Here is a 14,673-nt window from a genome sequence, read left to right as displayed (position 1 = left end):
CTCACCGGCTGCTCGTCCACTCCGGAGGAGAACGTGTCGACCGCCTGTGAGGCGTCCGATGCCTACGCGGCGGCGTTGCAGAGCTTCCAGGACACGCTATCCCCGGACGCCACGGTGGAAGAGATCCGCACGGCTCGAGACGAGGTCAGGTCGACGCACGACGATCTGGAGGAGGCGGCCGAAGACGTCGCCCAGGACCGCATGGACGAACTGGACTCGGCGGAAGACGGGCTCAACGACGCCGTGGAGGACCTGCCTGATGACGCGACGATGTCCGAGGCCATGGATACATTGGAGAGCCAGTCCTCGGAGGTTGAGACGGCCCGCAACGCTGTGGCCGAAGAACTCAGCTGCTGAAGCGGACGTGAACTCACCCAGCACCGTCACGCCTCTACGGCGTGGTGGTGTTGAGGTCCTGGACGTTGTTGCGCAGGAGTCGCAAGGCCGCCGATAGTGCATCGAGCTGCTGTTCGTCCAGTCCCGCCACCAGGCGGTCCTGCAGGGTGGCCACCTCGTCCTGCAGGCGAGTGACTGCCGCTCGGCCCCGGGGTGTGGTCCGGAGCAACAGCCGCCGCGCGTTGTCCGGGTCGGGGGCGCGGCTGATCAGGCCCTGCTCGATGAGCGGACCGAGGGTCCCCGCCATGGACTGGGCCCGGACGAAGGAGCGCCGGGCCAGCTCCGAGGACGTGATGCCCGGCCTGGAGAGCAGCACGGTGAGCGCCGTGTACTGGGCGGCGGTGAACCCTCGGCTGCCCGCGATCCGCTCGACCTCGGGGCGAAGGCCGGTGTCCAGCAGCTTGATCATGTAGATGAACCAGCCGTCGATGACGAGGTCCGGTGTGGCCTCGGAGTCCTGAGTCGTCATGGTGCCTCCCAGGGCATTTGGGGGACGGGCTCGGCCGATGGACGTGGCCCTTGACGTTCGTTTCAGGTTACCTGAAACTGAAGGTGATCCACAGCAGACGGAGGCCTGTCCATGTATGAGAACTATGCGGTTCTGTGGCGCGAGATCGCCCGGCGTGCCCCGGGCCGGTGGGCGGTTCAGTCCGCCGGCGGGAGCTACACCTACGGCGAGTTCGACGACGCCGCGGACGTGGTGGCCGAGGGCCTGGCGGAGCGTGGCGTGGGCTCCGGTTCCCGGGTGGCGTTCTTCCTCCACAACACCGCTGAGTATCTCGTGCTGTTCTACGCCTGCCTCAAGCTGGAGGCGATCCCGGTCTCGATCAACTACCGCTACCTCGGAGCGGAGCTCGCCGGGCTCCTCGCGGTGGCCGAGCCGGTGGTCCTTGTCCATGCCGGCGGCGCGCGGGCCACGGTGGAGGACGCCCTGGACCGGCTGGCCGGAACTGCCGGCCGACCGGAGGTGCTCATCGAGGTCGGAGGTGGCCGGCAACCAGGGACGTCGCGGCTGCCGGACCCGGCGGAACCCGACTTTCCAGCCGGCAGTGTGGGCGGGCCAGGCAGATCAGCTGGTCGGGAGCGGGCCGGCGTCGTCCACGTCTGTTTCGAGGATCTGGCGGCGCCGGACCCGGACCGGACCAACTCCCCGCGGCGGTTCGAGCCCGGCCGGGATGCGGAGCTGTACATCTTCACGGGCGGGACCACCGGCACACCGAAGGCCGTGGTGTGGAGGATCGGGGATCTGCTGCACATCCAACAGTCCTCGATCTACGGTCCTGTCGGCAGGGACGTTCCGGCCGACGTCGACGCTGCGGTGGAGATCGCCGTGGAAGGCGACCTGCCGCCGGTCCGGACTCTGCCCCTGGCACCCTTCATCCACGCGACGGCACTGTTCAGCGCGATGAACACGCTCGCGCTCGGCGGCACCGTGGTGATCAACCCGGATCCCAGCTTCCAGGCCGGGGACGTGGCCCGGCTGATCGTGGGCGGGGAAGTGACCCGCCTGATCGTCGCCGGGGACGCGGTGGCGCTGCCCCTGCTCGACGCGTTGGAGGCCGAACTCGGCGGCCGGGAGTCCAGCCTGACCTCGGTGATCAGCTCGGGGATGCGATTCAGCGATGACACCAAGCGCCGCATCCATGCACTGGGCCGGGTGGCGATCGTGGACATCCTCGCTTCGACGGAGGGCGGCCCCTATGCGATGGCCACCACCACCCGGGCTGAGGACCTGCCGGCGCGATTCCGGCTGAGCGAGGATGCCGTGGTCCTGGATGATGCCCAGCGAGAGGTCCAGGGCCGGCCCGGGGCGATCGGCGTCCTGGCCTACCGCGGTGCGCTGCCGGTGGGTTATCTCCACGACCCGGTCAAGTCAGCGGAGACCTATCCCGTCATCAACGGTGTCCGCCACTGTTCCCCCGGCGACTATGTGCGGGTGGGGGAGGGCGGGTTCATCGACCTGCTCGGGCGGGGCAGCTCCGTGGTGAACACCGGCGGGGAGAAGGTCTTCCCCGGGGAGGTCGAGGAGGCGCTGCTGGAGCATCCGGCCGTGGCCGACGCCGTGGTGTTCGGTGTCCCCGATCCCCGCTGGGGTGAGGCGGTGGCGGCCATCGTGGCCCTGGAGCCGGGTTCGGACGTGACGGAGCGGGACCTGATGGAGCACCTGGCCGGGCGGGTAGCCGGCTACAAGAAGCCGCGCACCCTGGTGCTGCGCGACTCGCTCGACCGCGGGCCTACGGGGAAGCTGAACCTGAGCCGCCTGAAGGCCTCGATCCGGGAGGACGTGCAGTGAAAGACGCACAGAACACCCGGCCTGGCGGACCCATGCCCTTCCTCGGCGGCGCCGACTTCTACGGCTACTCGGACCTGCTCACAGTCGCCGAGCAGGCCGTCCTGACCCGCCTGCGCCACTACCTGGCGGAGGAGGCCGAGCCCGTCCTCGCCGAGTATTGGGAGCGCGGCGAGACGCCGTTGTTCCTCCGAGACGGCCTGGCCGGGCTCGACCTGGTGGAGCCCGCGGAATTGCGTGACGCCGGCGAGGCGGTCCGGTCCCTGTTCATCGGCTTCCGGAACCTGGAGTTCTCCCGCGTGGACGGCTCCCTGGCGATCCTCTTCGGCGGCCAGGCCGGCATGTTCCGCACCGTGGTCCATGCCGGCGGCAGCGACGAGCAGCTGGAGCGGTGGGGCGCGGACATGGCGTCCTTCAGGATGACCGGCTGCTTCGCGCTGACCGAACCGGACCACGGCTCGGACATCGCCCGCGGCGTCCAGACCGAGGCAAGGCGGGACGGCGACGGCTGGGTCCTGAACGGCGCCAAGCGGTGGATCGGCAACGCCGCCTTCTCCGAGTTCGCGGCGATCGCCGCGAAGGACGCCGACGACGGCCAGGTCAAGGTCTTCCTGGCCCGCACCGACGACCCGGGCCTGGAGATCACCAAGATCGGGGGCAAGACCTCCCTGCGCATGGTCCACAACGCCGACATCCGCCTGGACGGGGTGCGGGTCCCGGAGAGCCACCGGCTCCAGCGGATCAACTCCTTCTCAGATCTGAACCGCACCTTCGAGACCCTGCGGCCGGACGTGGTCTGGAATGCCACCGGGCTCCAGATCGGCCTGTATGAGGCCGTGCTGGAGTACACCAGGCGGCGGGAGCAGTTCGGACGGCCGATCGCGTCCTTCCAGCTGGTCCAGGACCACCTCGTGACCATGCTGGGCAACGCCAACGCGTCCCTCGCCCTCGCGGTCCGGCTGTCCCAGCTCGCGGATGCGGGCGGTGTCAGCGGGGAGCAAGCCGCCCTGGCCAAGACGTGGGTCTGCCGCCACATGCGCCAGAGCGCGGCCCTGGGCCGGGAATTGCTGGGGGGCAACGGCATCCTGCTGGAGAACCGGGTCGCGCGGTTCCACGCCGACGCGGAGTCCCTCTACACCTTCGAGGGCACCGACCAGATCAACACCCTCATCGTGGGCCGCGCCATCACCGGCCATAGCGCCTTCGTGTAGAGGTCCGCGTCTCCAGGTCGCGGAGGGACGTTTCAGAAAAATCGCCGCAGGGTGTTGCCTAGGTCACAGTGAGATACCTATGCTCATAGGTATACGGCAGTTGTCACCCCTCGTTCAGGAGATTCAGTCATGTCAGACCAGAAGTCGCTGCAGCAGGCCATGGAGGCCGCAGGCAATCCCGTGGAGATGATGCGGAACTCGAAGGTGGGCGCCTACGTCTACCCGGTGGTGGCCCCCGAATTCACGAACTGGCGGGACGAGGTCATCGCCTGGCGGGAGACCGCCGTGATGTTCGACCAGACCCACCACATGGACAACCTGATCATCAAGGGCCCGGATGCCAAGAAGCTCGTCTCCTACACCGCGATCAACTCGCTGGAGAACTTCCCCGTCAACCGCGCGAAGCAGTACGTCCCGGTCACCCCGGCCGGCCACGTCATCGGCGACGGCATCCTGTTCCACGAGGACCAGGACCAGTACACCTACGTGGGCCGCGCCCCCGCCACCAACTGGCTGAAGTTCCACGCCGAGACCGGTGGCTATGACGTCGAGCTGATCGAGGACCGGCGCTCGCCGTCGCGGCCCATGGGCAAGGCGGTGTCCCGGGAATACTGGCGCCTGCAGATCCAGGGCCCCAAGGCATGGGACGTCATCGAGAAGGTCAACGGCGGACCGGTGGAGCAGCTGAAGTTCTTCCACATGGACACCATGAACGTGGCCGGCACCCGCGTGCGGACCCTGCGGCACGGCATGGCCGGCGCGCCGGGTCTGGAGCTGTGGGGCGACTACCAGGACTACGACAGGATCCGCGAGGCCATCATGGAGGCCGGTGCCGAGTTCGGCCTCGCCGCCGTCGGCGCCCGCGCCTACTCCTCGAACACCCTGGAGTCCGGCTGGATCCCCTCCCCGCTGCCGGCCATCTACTCCGGGGACGGCATGCTGGCGGACTACCGGGCCTGGCTCGGCGCCGACTCCTACGAGGCGAACAACGCCATCGCCGGGTCCTTCGTCTCCTCGAACATCGAGGACTACTACACCACCCCCTGGGAGCTGGGCTACGGCAACTTCATCAAGTTCGACCATGACTTCATCGGACGCGAGGCGCTCGAGAAGGTCGATCCGGCCGCCCAGCGCCACAAGGTCACCCTCGCCTGGGACGATCAGGACATGGCCACCATCCATGCCTCGATGTATGGCAAGGGGGAGATCGGCTACAAGTTCTTCGACCTGCCCAATGCCAACTACGGATCCTCGAACTTCGACTCCGTGGTGGACGGCTCCGGCAAGGTCGTCGGCCTGTCCATGTTCACCGGTTACTCGGCGAACGAGCGCACCGCGCTCTCCCTGGCCGTCGTCGACCCGTCCGTGCAGGTGGGGGACCGGCTGAAGGTCGTCTGGGGTGAGCCCGACGGCGGCTCCGGCAAGACCACGGTGGAGCGTCACCGCCAGATCGAGGTCAACGTGACCGTCTCCCCGGTGCCGTACTCCTCCGACGTGCGGGACAACTACGAGGGCTCCTGGCGCAAGGCCGGCCAGGTCTGAGCCGAACCGGCACTGAGCGGGTTCAGGCCGGGGTAGGCCCCGCCAGGGAAGGCCCAGGGTCCACCGGCAGCATCGAGGCCGTGCGCAGGCTGTCTTCGGGCAGCGCTTCCTCGGGCCCATTGAGGGCGCGGGAGATCCGCTGTGCCGTGGAGACCAGCGGGGGGATGAGCTGGTGCGGGGTGAAGCGGTCCTTAGGCGCCGTGATGCCGACAGAGGCGACAGGGTGGCCGTGCGGTCCGACGATCGGGGCGGCCAGGGCGATCACGCCGAGGGCGATCTGGTCATAGGCGACGGCCACGCCGCGCTGGCGGACCTCAGCCAGCAGCTGCCGAAGCCGGTTCGGGTCCGTGTCGGTGTGAGGTGAATAGGCTGCGAGCGGCTGGCGCAGCAGGTCGTCGAGTTCGTCGGGCGGCAATGCCGCCAGCAGAACTCGGCCGGTGGCCGTGGCATGCATGGGCCAGCGTCCGCCGAAGCGGCTGGTGACCGGGGCTCCGCCCGGCGCCAGCATCGATTCGAGGTAGAGCACGTCCTGTTGCACGGAGACCGAGAGGTGGATGTTGGTGTTGGTCGCGTGGTGCAGGCCGTGGAGGTAGGGATGGGCCAACTGCTTCAGGCGCAGGCGGTGGCCGGCGAGTGAGCCGAGTTCCAGGACCTTGAGGCCGATGGTGTACTCGCCGTCCGGCTGACGGTGAAGGGCTCCCCAGGCGGTGAGTTCACCCACCAGGCGGTGGGTGGTGGGGAGGGTCAGTCCGGACCGTCGTGCGATCGAACTCAGGGTCTGGCTGTCGTGCCGGTCGGTGAAGGTGTCCAGGATGGCCAGGACGCGGCCGGCGGCGGTGGGTTTGGACGGAGAGGCCAAGACGGCTCCTTTGGCGTGATCTGGATCACATCAGTGTAGAGGTGCATCCACTATAGGGATAGGTATCGTTTGCGTCGACCGGAGGGCGACGGCGGGTGTGCTCAGATCGCGAAGGGCTGGACGGTGGATCCGGGGGCGCCCGGTGCCGGGAACCCCGTGGAGGCCGCCCCCAGGGCCCGGGAGAGGGCGCGCGCCGTGGCGTTCAGTGCGGGCAGGACCTGGTGCACGGTGCGTGATCCGTTGATCTTCAGCGTGACACTGAGGGCGGCCACCGCCCGCTCGCTGGGCCCGCGGACGGGCACCCCCACGGCGAAGGTTCCGAGGGTGATCGTCTCGGTCAGCACGGCCACTCCGGTCCGGTGCACCTCCGCCAGCATCCGGCGCAGGATGTCCGGATCGGTGATGGTGTGGTCCGTATAGCGCTTCAGCGGGCTGGCCAGCACGTCCTGGCGGACGGCCGCCGGTGCGGAAGCCAACAGGACCATGCCCGTGGCGGTGGTGTGCAGGGGCCAGCGCCCCCCGAGCCGGCTGAGCACGTGGGCGCCGGAGTGCCGTTGCAGCGACTCCACGTACACCACGTCATGGCCGTCCCGGACGGAGAGATGCACGTTGGCCTGGACCGCAGCCTGGAGGTCCGCGAGGTAGGCCGGGGCCACGTCCCGCAGCTGGAGCATCTGCGGCTCGAGACTGCCCAGTTCCAGCACCCGCAGTCCGACGGCGTACCGTCCCTCCGCGGTCCGCTCGAGAGCGCCCCAGTCCCGGAGTTCGCCGACGAGTCGATGCGCCGTACTCAAGGTCAGGTCCGCGCGTCGGCTGATCTCACTCAAGGTCAATTCCAGGTGGTCCTGGTCGAAGACATCCAGGACGGACAGGACGCGGCCCGCGGCCGTGCGATGGTCCTCGGCGGCGAGGGCTTCGTGCAGGGCGGGGTGGTCCCCGGTTGATGGGGGCATCGGATGGACTCCTCCCAGGATGTGACGTCCATCACCATGGTGGGACATCTGCGGACGGGCGGACTCCGGCTTCCATCGGGCGGAAGTCCTCGGTGCCGGTCCGGGCCGTCTTCCGCGGGAGGGAATCTCGGCTGTGGGCCGCAGGCGGGGCACCTAGATTCGCTGACCATGACCAACGAGCAACACACACCACAGCGCCAGGAATCCACAGGGCACACGGAAGAGGCCTCAGCCGGCGCGGGCGGTTCGCACCGGCCCCTGGCCGGGCAGGTGGCCCTCGTCACGGGCTGTGGCAAACCGGACGGCATGGGGCAGGGGATCGCCGGGGCGCTGGCCTCGAGGGGCGCATCGCTGGTCATCACGGACCGCGAGCCCCGCGGTATCGCCAACGACCGCCAGCTAAGGCTCGGGCAGGTTCCGCCCAGTGGACTGGACGAGTTCGCCGAGCGCCTGCGGCGAGAGGGCGTGCCCGTGGTCACCGCGCTGGGGGACATCTCCCAACGGACGGACGTCGCCCGGATCATGGAGACGGTCCAGGACCGCTTCGGACGCCTCGACATCCTGGTCAACAACGCCGCCGCACCCCAGGGGCAGGACCGGCGGGACATCGAGGAGGTGCCGGACGAGGCCTTCGACCTGCTGATCGACGTCAATGTGCGCGGCACCTATGCCATGTGCCGGGCGGCCGTGCCCCTGATGCGGTCATCGCGCTACGGACGGATCGTCAGTATCTCCTCCATGGCCGGGCTGACGGCCGCGCCCTTCTCCGTGGCCTACTCCGCCTCCAAGGCGGCCGTGATCGGGATGACGCGTGCCCTGTCGATGGATCTCGGTCCGTGGGGCATCACCGTCAACGCGGTGTGCCCGGGCTTGGTGGCCACCAGCCGTGCCATCCTGGACCCGTCCGCGGACCTGGACGTGGACTCGACCCTCACGCAGCGCGGGCGGAGCATCCCGGTCGGCCGGGTCGGGCAGCCCCAGGACATCGGCGAGCTCGTGTCCTTCCTGGTCTCGCCAGGGGCCGGCTACATCACCGGCCAGGCCATCCCGATCGATGGCGGGGGCATGACTGCCTTCCCCCTGCGCCAGCCGCCCGCCGGGACTGGAGCCGACGCTGATGCCGGTGCCGGAGGGGGTCAGCGCGTGGGTTCGAAGACCGGGGCGGGAGGCCGGCTCGCCTCGTCATAGACGGGCGAGGACAGCAGGAACGGTATCGCGGCCTTCCGCTCCTCGTTCAGCGGCTCGTCGGGGAAGGAATCCTCGATCGCGCGGTGGCGTTGCACCACCCCGGCCTTGAACTCGGGGTGCGTGAGGATGAACATATCGCCACGGCGGACCCCCTCCAGGACCCTCGCTCCCGCCTCCTCCGCACTCATGTACGGCTGGGTGAGCTGGAACGCGGTGGCCTCCGGTCCGGGAGCGGTGTAGCCGGAGGCGCCGTACTCCGCCGGACGCTGGGCCACCGAGGAAGCGATGTTCGAGTGAGTGGGACCCGGGCAATAGGCCGAGACGCCGATCCCCTCGGCCAGCAACTCGATGTGCAGGGCCTCGGACAGGGCGATGATCGCGGCCTTGGACATCGAGTAGAGGCCGGCCACCACCGGCATCAGTCCGGCCATGGAGGAGGTGTTGACGATGTGCCCTCCCTGGCCATGCCGGCGGAGGGCCGGCAGGAAGGCCTGGAGGCCGTGGGCCACGCCCTTGATGTTCACGTCGATCAACCAGTCCCAGTCGGCGGGAGTGGCGTCCGAGACCGCGCCGGTCAGCCCGATCCCGGCATTGTTGACCAGCAGGTCCACGCGGCCCTGTTCGGCCTCGATGCGCTGAGCCGCCTGCTGCATCGCGGCCAGGTCCGTCACGTCCACCTGCAGGGTGGCGACCTCGAGACCTTGGCCGGCGAACTCGGCCTGGGTCTCGGCCAAGTGGTCCGCGCTGCGTCCGGTGACGTAGACGGTCATGCCCGCACGGGCGCAAGCGAGGGCGATGCCGCGGCCGATGCCGCTGCTGCCGCCGGTGATGACGGCGACGCGACCGGTGAGTTCTTGCATGGAGGTTCCTCTCGGGGGCGCCGGGAATGCCGGCGGACGGTTCAGGGGGTGGAGGGGGAGTCGGGCTCGGTGCCGGGCAGCCGGAGCAGCCGGGCGGCATTCTCCCGGAGGATGAGGGGCCGCACGGCCTCCCGGAGGGGCAACTGGTCGAAGGCCTCCATCCACCGCTCCGGGCTGATGACCGGGAAATCCGAGCCGAAGAGCACCTTGTGCTTGAGCAGGGTGTCCGCGTACTGCACCAGCTGCGGCGGGAAGTACTTGGGCGACCAGCCGGAGAGGTCGATGTAGACCCGCGGTTTGTGGAGGGCGATGGAGAGTGCCTCGTCCTGCCACGGGAAGGACGGGTGGGCCATGATGATGTCCATGTCCGGGAAGTCCGCCGCCACGTCGTCGATGGCCAGCGGGTGGGAGTACTTCAGCCGCACCCCGCCCCCTCCGCGGGAGCCGGCGCCCACCCCGGTCTGTCCCGTGTGGAACAGCGAGATCAGGCCGAACTCCTCGATGACCTCATACAGCGGGTAGGCCGATCGGTCGTCGGGATGGAACCTCTGCACGCCGGGATGGAACTTGAAGCCGCGCACGCCGTAGTCGCGGGCGAGGATCCGAGCCTCCCGCACGCCGGCCGCACCCCGGGCCGGGTCGATGCTGGCGAACGGCACCAGCACGTCCGCATGCTCGGCTGCCAGCTCGGCGATCTCGCGGTTCCCCGGTACCGGTTCGTCACCGGTGGCGGAGATCGAGTCCACGGTGAAGACGACGGCGGCCATGCGGCGCTCGCGGTAGTAGTCCGCGAGCTCGGGCACCGTGTGCCCGTGCATCGTGCCGATCCCGAAGTACTCGCCCATCTGCTCCCCGGACTCGACCGGGCCGGCGTCGTCCCTCACCGAACGGTGGACGTGGACGTGGACATCGATGGCGGTCAGGTCCTGCCACTGCTGCAGGGACGGCGCCCCCGCATTCTGCGGGGATCCCGCGCTCATGCCGGGACCGCCTCGACGTAGTGGGCCGCGGTCCGCAACCGGATGTCCTCGGGGGTGACGCCGGGAGCGCATTCGACGAGCGTCAGCACCCCGTCCACCACGTGGAAGACCGCCAGGTCCGTGTAGACCCGGGTGACGACGCCCCGGCCGGTCAGCGGGAAGCTGCACTCGTGCACGAGCTTGGACTGGCCCTGGCGGTCCACATGCTCCATGCAGACCCAGACCTCCGGGGTCCCGGCCACGAGGTCCATGGCGCCGCCCACGGCGGGGTTGCGGCCCGGGACATACCAATTGGCCAGATCACCGGCCTCGGACACCTGCAGTGCTCCCAGGATGGTCACATCCAGGTGGCCACCGCGGATGATCGCGAAGGACGTGGCCGAATCCACGATGGCGCCGCCGGGGATCATGCTGGTCGGCTGTTTCCCGGCGTTGGTCAGGTCCGGATCTTCGGTGCCGGGCTCGGGCGCGGGGCCGAGCCCCAGGATCCCGTTCTCGGACTGGAGGAAGACCTCCCGGTCCGCGGGAATGTGCTGAGGCACCGCCAGGGGGATGCCGACCCCGAGGTTGACGGTGTAGCCGTCCACCAGGTCCGCGGCCAGGCGCTGGGCGATCTCGTCCCGCGTGCGCCCGGTGACCCGGGGCGATTCGGTTCTGGTCATGGACATGGTCAGCCCTTCTGGAGCGAGGCGGCCCGCCGGGGCAGGTCGGCCGGGATGGGTGTTGCAGTCATCACCACGTGGTCCACGAAGACCCCGGGGAGGTGGATGTCGTCCGGATCCAGGGACCCGGTGTCCACCAGCCGTTCGACCTCCACGAAGGTCGTCCGCCCGGACATGGCTGCCAGCGGATTGAAGTTCCGGGCGGAGAGGTGGAAGCGGAGATTGCCCTTGGGATCGGCCTGCTGCGCCTTGACGAGGCCGAAGTCCGCCGTGATGCCGTACTCGAGGACGTGGGCGCGCCCGTCGAACACCCGTTCCTCCTTCGCCGGCAGCAGCTCGCCCGGGGTTCCCCCGGAATAGGAGGCCGGGAAGGTCCCGTCGGAGAGCATGGTCTCCGCGCCGGAGGGCGTGAAGAAGGCGGCGATCCCGGCGCCGCCGGCCCGCATGCGCTCCGCTAGGGTGCCCTGCGGGATCAGTTCCAGCTCAACGCGACCCGCGAAGTACTCGTCGTAGAACTCGGGCAGGACCGGAAAGGATCCGGTGAACCGGCGGACCCGGCCCTCCATGACGAGGCGGCCGATGCCCGTGAAATCGTCACCCACGTTGTTCACGTAGAGGTGCAGGTCCTTCTTGCCGAGGTCGCACAAGGCGTTGAGCAGGGCGTCCGGGCGTCCGGAACTGCCGAAGCCGCCGACGGCGATCGAGGCACCGTCCCAGACGGCATCCAGGTGCTCGTGGAGATCGGTGCGGAACTTGTTCATCACGGTGCGTCCTACTTCTCTTCTGGTTCTCGAGAGGGGAGGCCGGGTCTGGGGCCGGCAGGTGGTGACATCGACCGGTGACGGACCGGTCATGCAGTAGTCAATCTCCACTCACCCCTGGGATCACCCCGGTTTCCATGCCGTAGAAGACGGAGCCCCGGCGGAGGCCCGCGGACCGTGAAGGTGAGCCTGATCACAGTGAATCCTTCCGTGCGGCGGAAAGCCCGTGGCAGCACACCGGCGGACGGAGCACCGTGGAGGCAGCTGCACCACCGGCGTCTGACGCCGGTGATGCGCCCACCTCACCGCCGGCGCCTCATCCGCGGCGCCACCTGCCAGAAAGGGTCCCCCTGAGCATGAAGACTCGTGCGGTCGTATGCCGCGAACCCGGAACGCCCTGGGAAGTCACCGAACTCGATCTCGACGAGCCGAAGGCCAACGAGGTCCGCATCAAGATGATGTCCGCGGGAATGTGCCATTCGGACGACCACATCCAGAAGGGTGATGCCGCCATGCGCATGCCCGTGGTGGGCGGGCACGAAGGCGCCGGCATCATCGACGCGGTGGGCGAGGGCGTGACCCGCGTTCAGGTGGGTGACCATGTGGTGTGCTCCTTCATCCCGGCCTGCGGATCCTGCCGCTATTGCTCCACCGGGCACCAGAACCTGTGTGACTCCGGGAAGAACGCCGCCACCGGCGAGTTCCCGGACGGGACCTTCCGCTTCCACCAGGACGGCGTGGACTTCGGCGGCCTCTGCGTGCTGGGCACCTTCTCCCAGCACACGGTGGTCTCCGAGTACTCCGTGATCCCGATCCCGAAGGACCTGCCCTTCGATGTCGCCTGCCTGGTGGGCTGCGGTGTCCCCACCGGGTGGGGGTCGGCCGTCCACGCCGCCGGTGTCCAGGTGGGGCAGACCGCGGTCATCTTCGGTGCCGGAGGGGTCGGCATGAACGCCGTCCAGGGCGCGGCCATGTCCGGCGCCAATCGTGTTGTGGTGGTGGACCCGGTGGAGTTCAAACGGGACAAGGCCCTCGAGTTCGGGGCCACGCACGTGTTCGCCACGGCACGGGAGGCCACGGACTTCGTCATCGAGGCCACGTGGGGTGAACTGGCCGACCACGCCATCATCACGGTCGGCAGCCTGCATGACGAGGTCATCCATGACGCCATCAACATCGTCGGCAAATCCGGCCAGGTGACCATCACCGCCGTCGGCAACGGGTCCATCAAGGAACACCCGGGGGCCCTGATCGGCTTCCAACGCCGGATCCAAGGCGCCATCTTCGGTGGCTGCAACCCCCTGCATGACGTGCCCCGCCTGGTCAGCATGTACCAGAACGGCAAGCTCAAGCTCGACGAGCTCATCACCAACCGCTACTCCATGGCCCAGGTGAACGAGGGCTACCAGGACATGCTCGACGGCAAGAACATCCGCGGCATCATCACCATCGACCACTGAGCCAGCGCCCGAGACGGAAGAGAACACTATGACCGCAGTCATCGATCCCCAAGCCACCCTCGACACCCCGCTGCTGGCGGACAACGTCCAGCTGATCGGCGGGGAGTGGGTCCCCGCCGCCTCCGGCGAGACCATCGACGTCATCAACCCCGCCGACCGCGAGTTGCTGAGCCGCATCCCCCGGAGTAACGCCGACGACGTGGACGCCGCAGTGCAGGCCGCCGAACGCGCCCTGCCCGGCTGGCGTGACACGAACGCCACGGCCCGGTCCGGGCTGCTGCTGCGCTGGGCCGCCCTGGTGGAGGAGAACGCCCAGGTCCTCGACCAGCTGGAATCCCGCGACGTCGGCCGGCCCCACTGGGGGCCCTCGCCCCTAGCGGGGATGATCCGGTTCATCGCCGGCCAGGCGGACAAGGTCCAGGGCGTCTCGCTGCCGACCTACTCGCCGGACGTCCTCGGCTTCACCCTGCGCGAGCCATACGGCGTGGTCGGCGCCATCATCCCGTGGAACGCGCCCGGACCGATGTTCACCAACGAGGTCGCCGCGGCGATCGCCATCGTCATCAAGCCGGCCGAGGATGCCCCGCTGGCACCCCTGGCCCTGGCCCGGCTCGCCATGGACGCCGGGATCCCGGCCGGCGTGATCAACGTGGTCACCGGCCTCGGCTCCGAGGCCGGCGCCGCCATCCCGCGGCATCCCGGCATCCGGCGGGTGGGGTTCACCGGGTCACCGGCCACGGGATCCCTGGTGATGGAATCCTGTGCCCGGAACCTCATCCCCCTCCACCTGGAACTGGGCGGGAAGTCACCCCAGGTGATATTCCCGGATGCGGACCTCTCCGTGGCCGCACCCGCGATCGCCGCCGGCATCACCCTGAACACCGGGCAGATCTGCGCCGCGGGCTCCCGCGTGGTGGTGCATCGCAGCGTTCACCAGGAGGTGGTCGAGCGCTTGGCCGCGGCCATGCAGAAGGTGACCGTGGGTCCCTGGCATCAGCAGGTGAACATGGGTCCGCTGATCAACGGCCGCCAGCATGAGCGCGTCCTGGGATACATCGAAGCGGGCAAGGCAGGTGGTGCCGAGGTGGTGCTTGGGGGCGATGTTCCCTCCGGCAGCGACTACGGAGACGGATTCTTCGTCAACCCCACCCTCTTCGACCAGGTCCGCCCGGACATGAAGATCGCCCAGGAGGAGATCTTCGGGCCCGTGCTCTCGGTCATCCCCGTGGATGACGAGCAGGAGGCCATCGAGGTGGCCAACGGCGTGGACTACGGGCTGGTGGCCTCCGTGTGGACGCAGGACGTGGGCACCGCGGTCCGGATGTCCCGAGCCCTGCAGGCCGGCCAGGTCGGCGTCAACAACGCCCTGGGCGCCGGCGTCATCGGTGGCCCCTTCGGCGGCTACAAGAGCAGTGGCTTCGGCCGGACCATGGGCGCCGACGCCGTCCTGAACTGGACGCAGATCAAGACCGTCTCGATGCGCGGCGCCACGCCCGCGGCCCACTGAACGA

Annotated in this window: 14 protein-coding genes; 7 read left to right on the top strand and 7 right to left on the bottom strand. The window is 69.0% G+C overall.

Features of this window, described 5'->3' with window-relative positions:
* On the top strand, window positions 1-357 hold a 357-nt coding region (locus tag RUH65_RS08290; protein WP_313816881.1), incomplete at its 5' end, for a hypothetical protein.
* A 34-nt stretch (window positions 358-391) separates the two neighbouring features.
* Here RUH65_RS08290 and RUH65_RS08285 read toward each other — a convergent pair.
* On the bottom strand, window positions 392-865 hold the full coding sequence (locus tag RUH65_RS08285; protein WP_313816880.1) for a MarR family transcriptional regulator: 474 nt from the start codon (window positions 863-865) through the stop codon (window positions 392-394).
* A 111-nt stretch (window positions 866-976) separates the two neighbouring features.
* On the opposite strand from RUH65_RS08285, the gene RUH65_RS08280 reads away from it, so the two are divergent.
* The 3 genes from RUH65_RS08280 (at window position 977) to RUH65_RS08270 (ending at window position 5,439) form a co-directional block, all read left to right on the top strand.
* Complete coding sequence (locus RUH65_RS08280; protein ID WP_313816879.1) at window positions 977-2,689, top strand: AMP-binding protein; 1,713 nt, start codon at window positions 977-979, stop codon at window positions 2,687-2,689.
* A complete protein-coding gene (locus tag RUH65_RS08275; protein ID WP_313816878.1) occupies window positions 2,686-3,897 on the top strand; it encodes an acyl-CoA dehydrogenase family protein in 1,212 nt (403 codons plus the stop codon). Before RUH65_RS08280 ends, RUH65_RS08275 begins: the two co-directional genes overlap by 4 nt.
* A gap of 129 nt (window positions 3,898-4,026) precedes the next feature.
* Window positions 4,027-5,439, top strand: a complete 1,413-nt coding sequence (locus RUH65_RS08270) for an aminomethyl transferase family protein (protein ID WP_313816876.1) — start codon at window positions 4,027-4,029, stop codon at window positions 5,437-5,439.
* A gap of 22 nt (window positions 5,440-5,461) precedes the next feature.
* Here RUH65_RS08270 and RUH65_RS08265 read toward each other — a convergent pair whose 3' ends face one another.
* Both RUH65_RS08265 and RUH65_RS08260 read right to left on the bottom strand, forming a co-directional pair.
* Entirely contained in the window at window positions 5,462-6,298 is an 837-nt protein-coding gene (locus RUH65_RS08265) for an IclR family transcriptional regulator (protein ID WP_313816875.1), read from the bottom strand.
* Between the two features lie 101 nt (window positions 6,299-6,399).
* Entirely contained in the window at window positions 6,400-7,251 is an 852-nt protein-coding gene (locus RUH65_RS08260; protein WP_313816874.1) for an IclR family transcriptional regulator, read from the bottom strand.
* Between the two features lie 168 nt (window positions 7,252-7,419).
* Here RUH65_RS08260 and RUH65_RS08255 point away from each other — a divergent pair, with 168 nt between their 5' ends.
* Window positions 7,420-8,439, top strand: coding sequence for an SDR family NAD(P)-dependent oxidoreductase (locus RUH65_RS08255; protein ID WP_313816873.1), 1,020 nt, complete (start codon window positions 7,420-7,422; stop codon window positions 8,437-8,439).
* Here the strand turns inward: RUH65_RS08255 and RUH65_RS08250 are convergent.
* Genes RUH65_RS08250 through RUH65_RS08235 form a run of 4 tightly spaced genes read right to left on the bottom strand, consistent with a single transcriptional unit; the run spans window position 8,388 to window position 11,702 of the window.
* Entirely contained in the window at window positions 8,388-9,299 is a 912-nt protein-coding gene (locus RUH65_RS08250) for an SDR family NAD(P)-dependent oxidoreductase (RefSeq protein WP_313816872.1), read from the bottom strand. The two genes, RUH65_RS08255 and RUH65_RS08250, sit on opposite strands and share 52 nt — an antisense overlap.
* A 41-nt stretch (window positions 9,300-9,340) precedes the next feature.
* Window positions 9,341-10,279 (bottom strand): amidohydrolase family protein, encoded by a 939-nt coding sequence (locus RUH65_RS08245; protein ID WP_313816871.1) that lies wholly within the window; start codon window positions 10,277-10,279, stop codon window positions 9,341-9,343.
* Window positions 10,276-10,941: a 3-oxoacid CoA-transferase subunit B gene (locus RUH65_RS08240; RefSeq protein ID WP_396179854.1), complete on the bottom strand. Its 666-nt coding sequence runs from the start codon at window positions 10,939-10,941 to the stop codon at window positions 10,276-10,278. The genes RUH65_RS08245 and RUH65_RS08240 overlap by 4 nt, the downstream gene beginning before the upstream one ends.
* Before the next feature lie 8 nt (window positions 10,942-10,949).
* Complete coding sequence (locus tag RUH65_RS08235; RefSeq protein ID WP_313816883.1) at window positions 10,950-11,702, bottom strand: 3-oxoacid CoA-transferase subunit A; 753 nt, start codon at window positions 11,700-11,702, stop codon at window positions 10,950-10,952.
* A gap of 356 nt (window positions 11,703-12,058) precedes the next feature.
* On the opposite strand from RUH65_RS08235, the gene RUH65_RS08230 reads away from it, so the two are divergent.
* Both RUH65_RS08230 and RUH65_RS08225 read left to right on the top strand, forming a co-directional pair.
* The gene (locus tag RUH65_RS08230; RefSeq protein ID WP_313816869.1) at window positions 12,059-13,162 is read left to right on the top strand and encodes an NDMA-dependent alcohol dehydrogenase; all 1,104 of its coding nucleotides are present in this window, start codon (window positions 12,059-12,061) and stop codon (window positions 13,160-13,162) included.
* Between the two features lie 28 nt (window positions 13,163-13,190).
* The gene (locus RUH65_RS08225) at window positions 13,191-14,669 is read left to right on the top strand and encodes an aldehyde dehydrogenase family protein (RefSeq protein ID WP_313816868.1); all 1,479 of its coding nucleotides are present in this window, start codon (window positions 13,191-13,193) and stop codon (window positions 14,667-14,669) included.
* Window positions 14,670-14,673 lie beyond the last annotated feature (4 nt).

The organism is Citricoccus sp. (assembly GCF_032154715.1).
Lineage (GTDB): Bacteria > Actinomycetota > Actinomycetes > Actinomycetales > Micrococcaceae > Citricoccus.
This window is presented reverse-complemented; position numbering and strand designations above follow the sequence as displayed.

What these genes read in the sequence shown, in the direction of transcription:
- RUH65_RS08285 (WP_313816880.1), bottom strand. Translation starts at nt 865, where the DNA reads ATGACGACTCAGGACTCCGAGGCCACACCGGACCTCGTCATCGACGGC.
- RUH65_RS08280 (WP_313816879.1), top strand. Translation starts at nt 977, where the DNA reads ATGTATGAGAACTATGCGGTTCTGTGGCGCGAGATCGCCCGGCGTGCC.
- RUH65_RS08270 (WP_313816876.1), top strand. Translation starts at nt 4,027, where the DNA reads ATGTCAGACCAGAAGTCGCTGCAGCAGGCCATGGAGGCCGCAGGCAAT.
- RUH65_RS08260 (WP_313816874.1), bottom strand. Translation starts at nt 7,251, where the DNA reads ATGCCCCCATCAACCGGGGACCACCCCGCCCTGCACGAAGCCCTCGCC.
- RUH65_RS08255 (WP_313816873.1), top strand. Translation starts at nt 7,420, where the DNA reads ATGACCAACGAGCAACACACACCACAGCGCCAGGAATCCACAGGGCAC.
- RUH65_RS08250 (WP_313816872.1), bottom strand. Translation starts at nt 9,299, where the DNA reads ATGCAAGAACTCACCGGTCGCGTCGCCGTCATCACCGGCGGCAGCAGC.
- RUH65_RS08245 (WP_313816871.1), bottom strand. Translation starts at nt 10,279, where the DNA reads ATGAGCGCGGGATCCCCGCAGAATGCGGGGGCGCCGTCCCTGCAGCAG.
- RUH65_RS08240 (WP_396179854.1), bottom strand. Translation starts at nt 10,941, where the DNA reads ATGACCAGAACCGAATCGCCCCGGGTCACCGGGCGCACGCGGGACGAG.
- RUH65_RS08235 (WP_313816883.1), bottom strand. Translation starts at nt 11,702, where the DNA reads ATGAACAAGTTCCGCACCGATCTCCACGAGCACCTGGATGCCGTCTGG.
- RUH65_RS08230 (WP_313816869.1), top strand. Translation starts at nt 12,059, where the DNA reads ATGAAGACTCGTGCGGTCGTATGCCGCGAACCCGGAACGCCCTGGGAA.
- RUH65_RS08225 (WP_313816868.1), top strand. Translation starts at nt 13,191, where the DNA reads ATGACCGCAGTCATCGATCCCCAAGCCACCCTCGACACCCCGCTGCTG.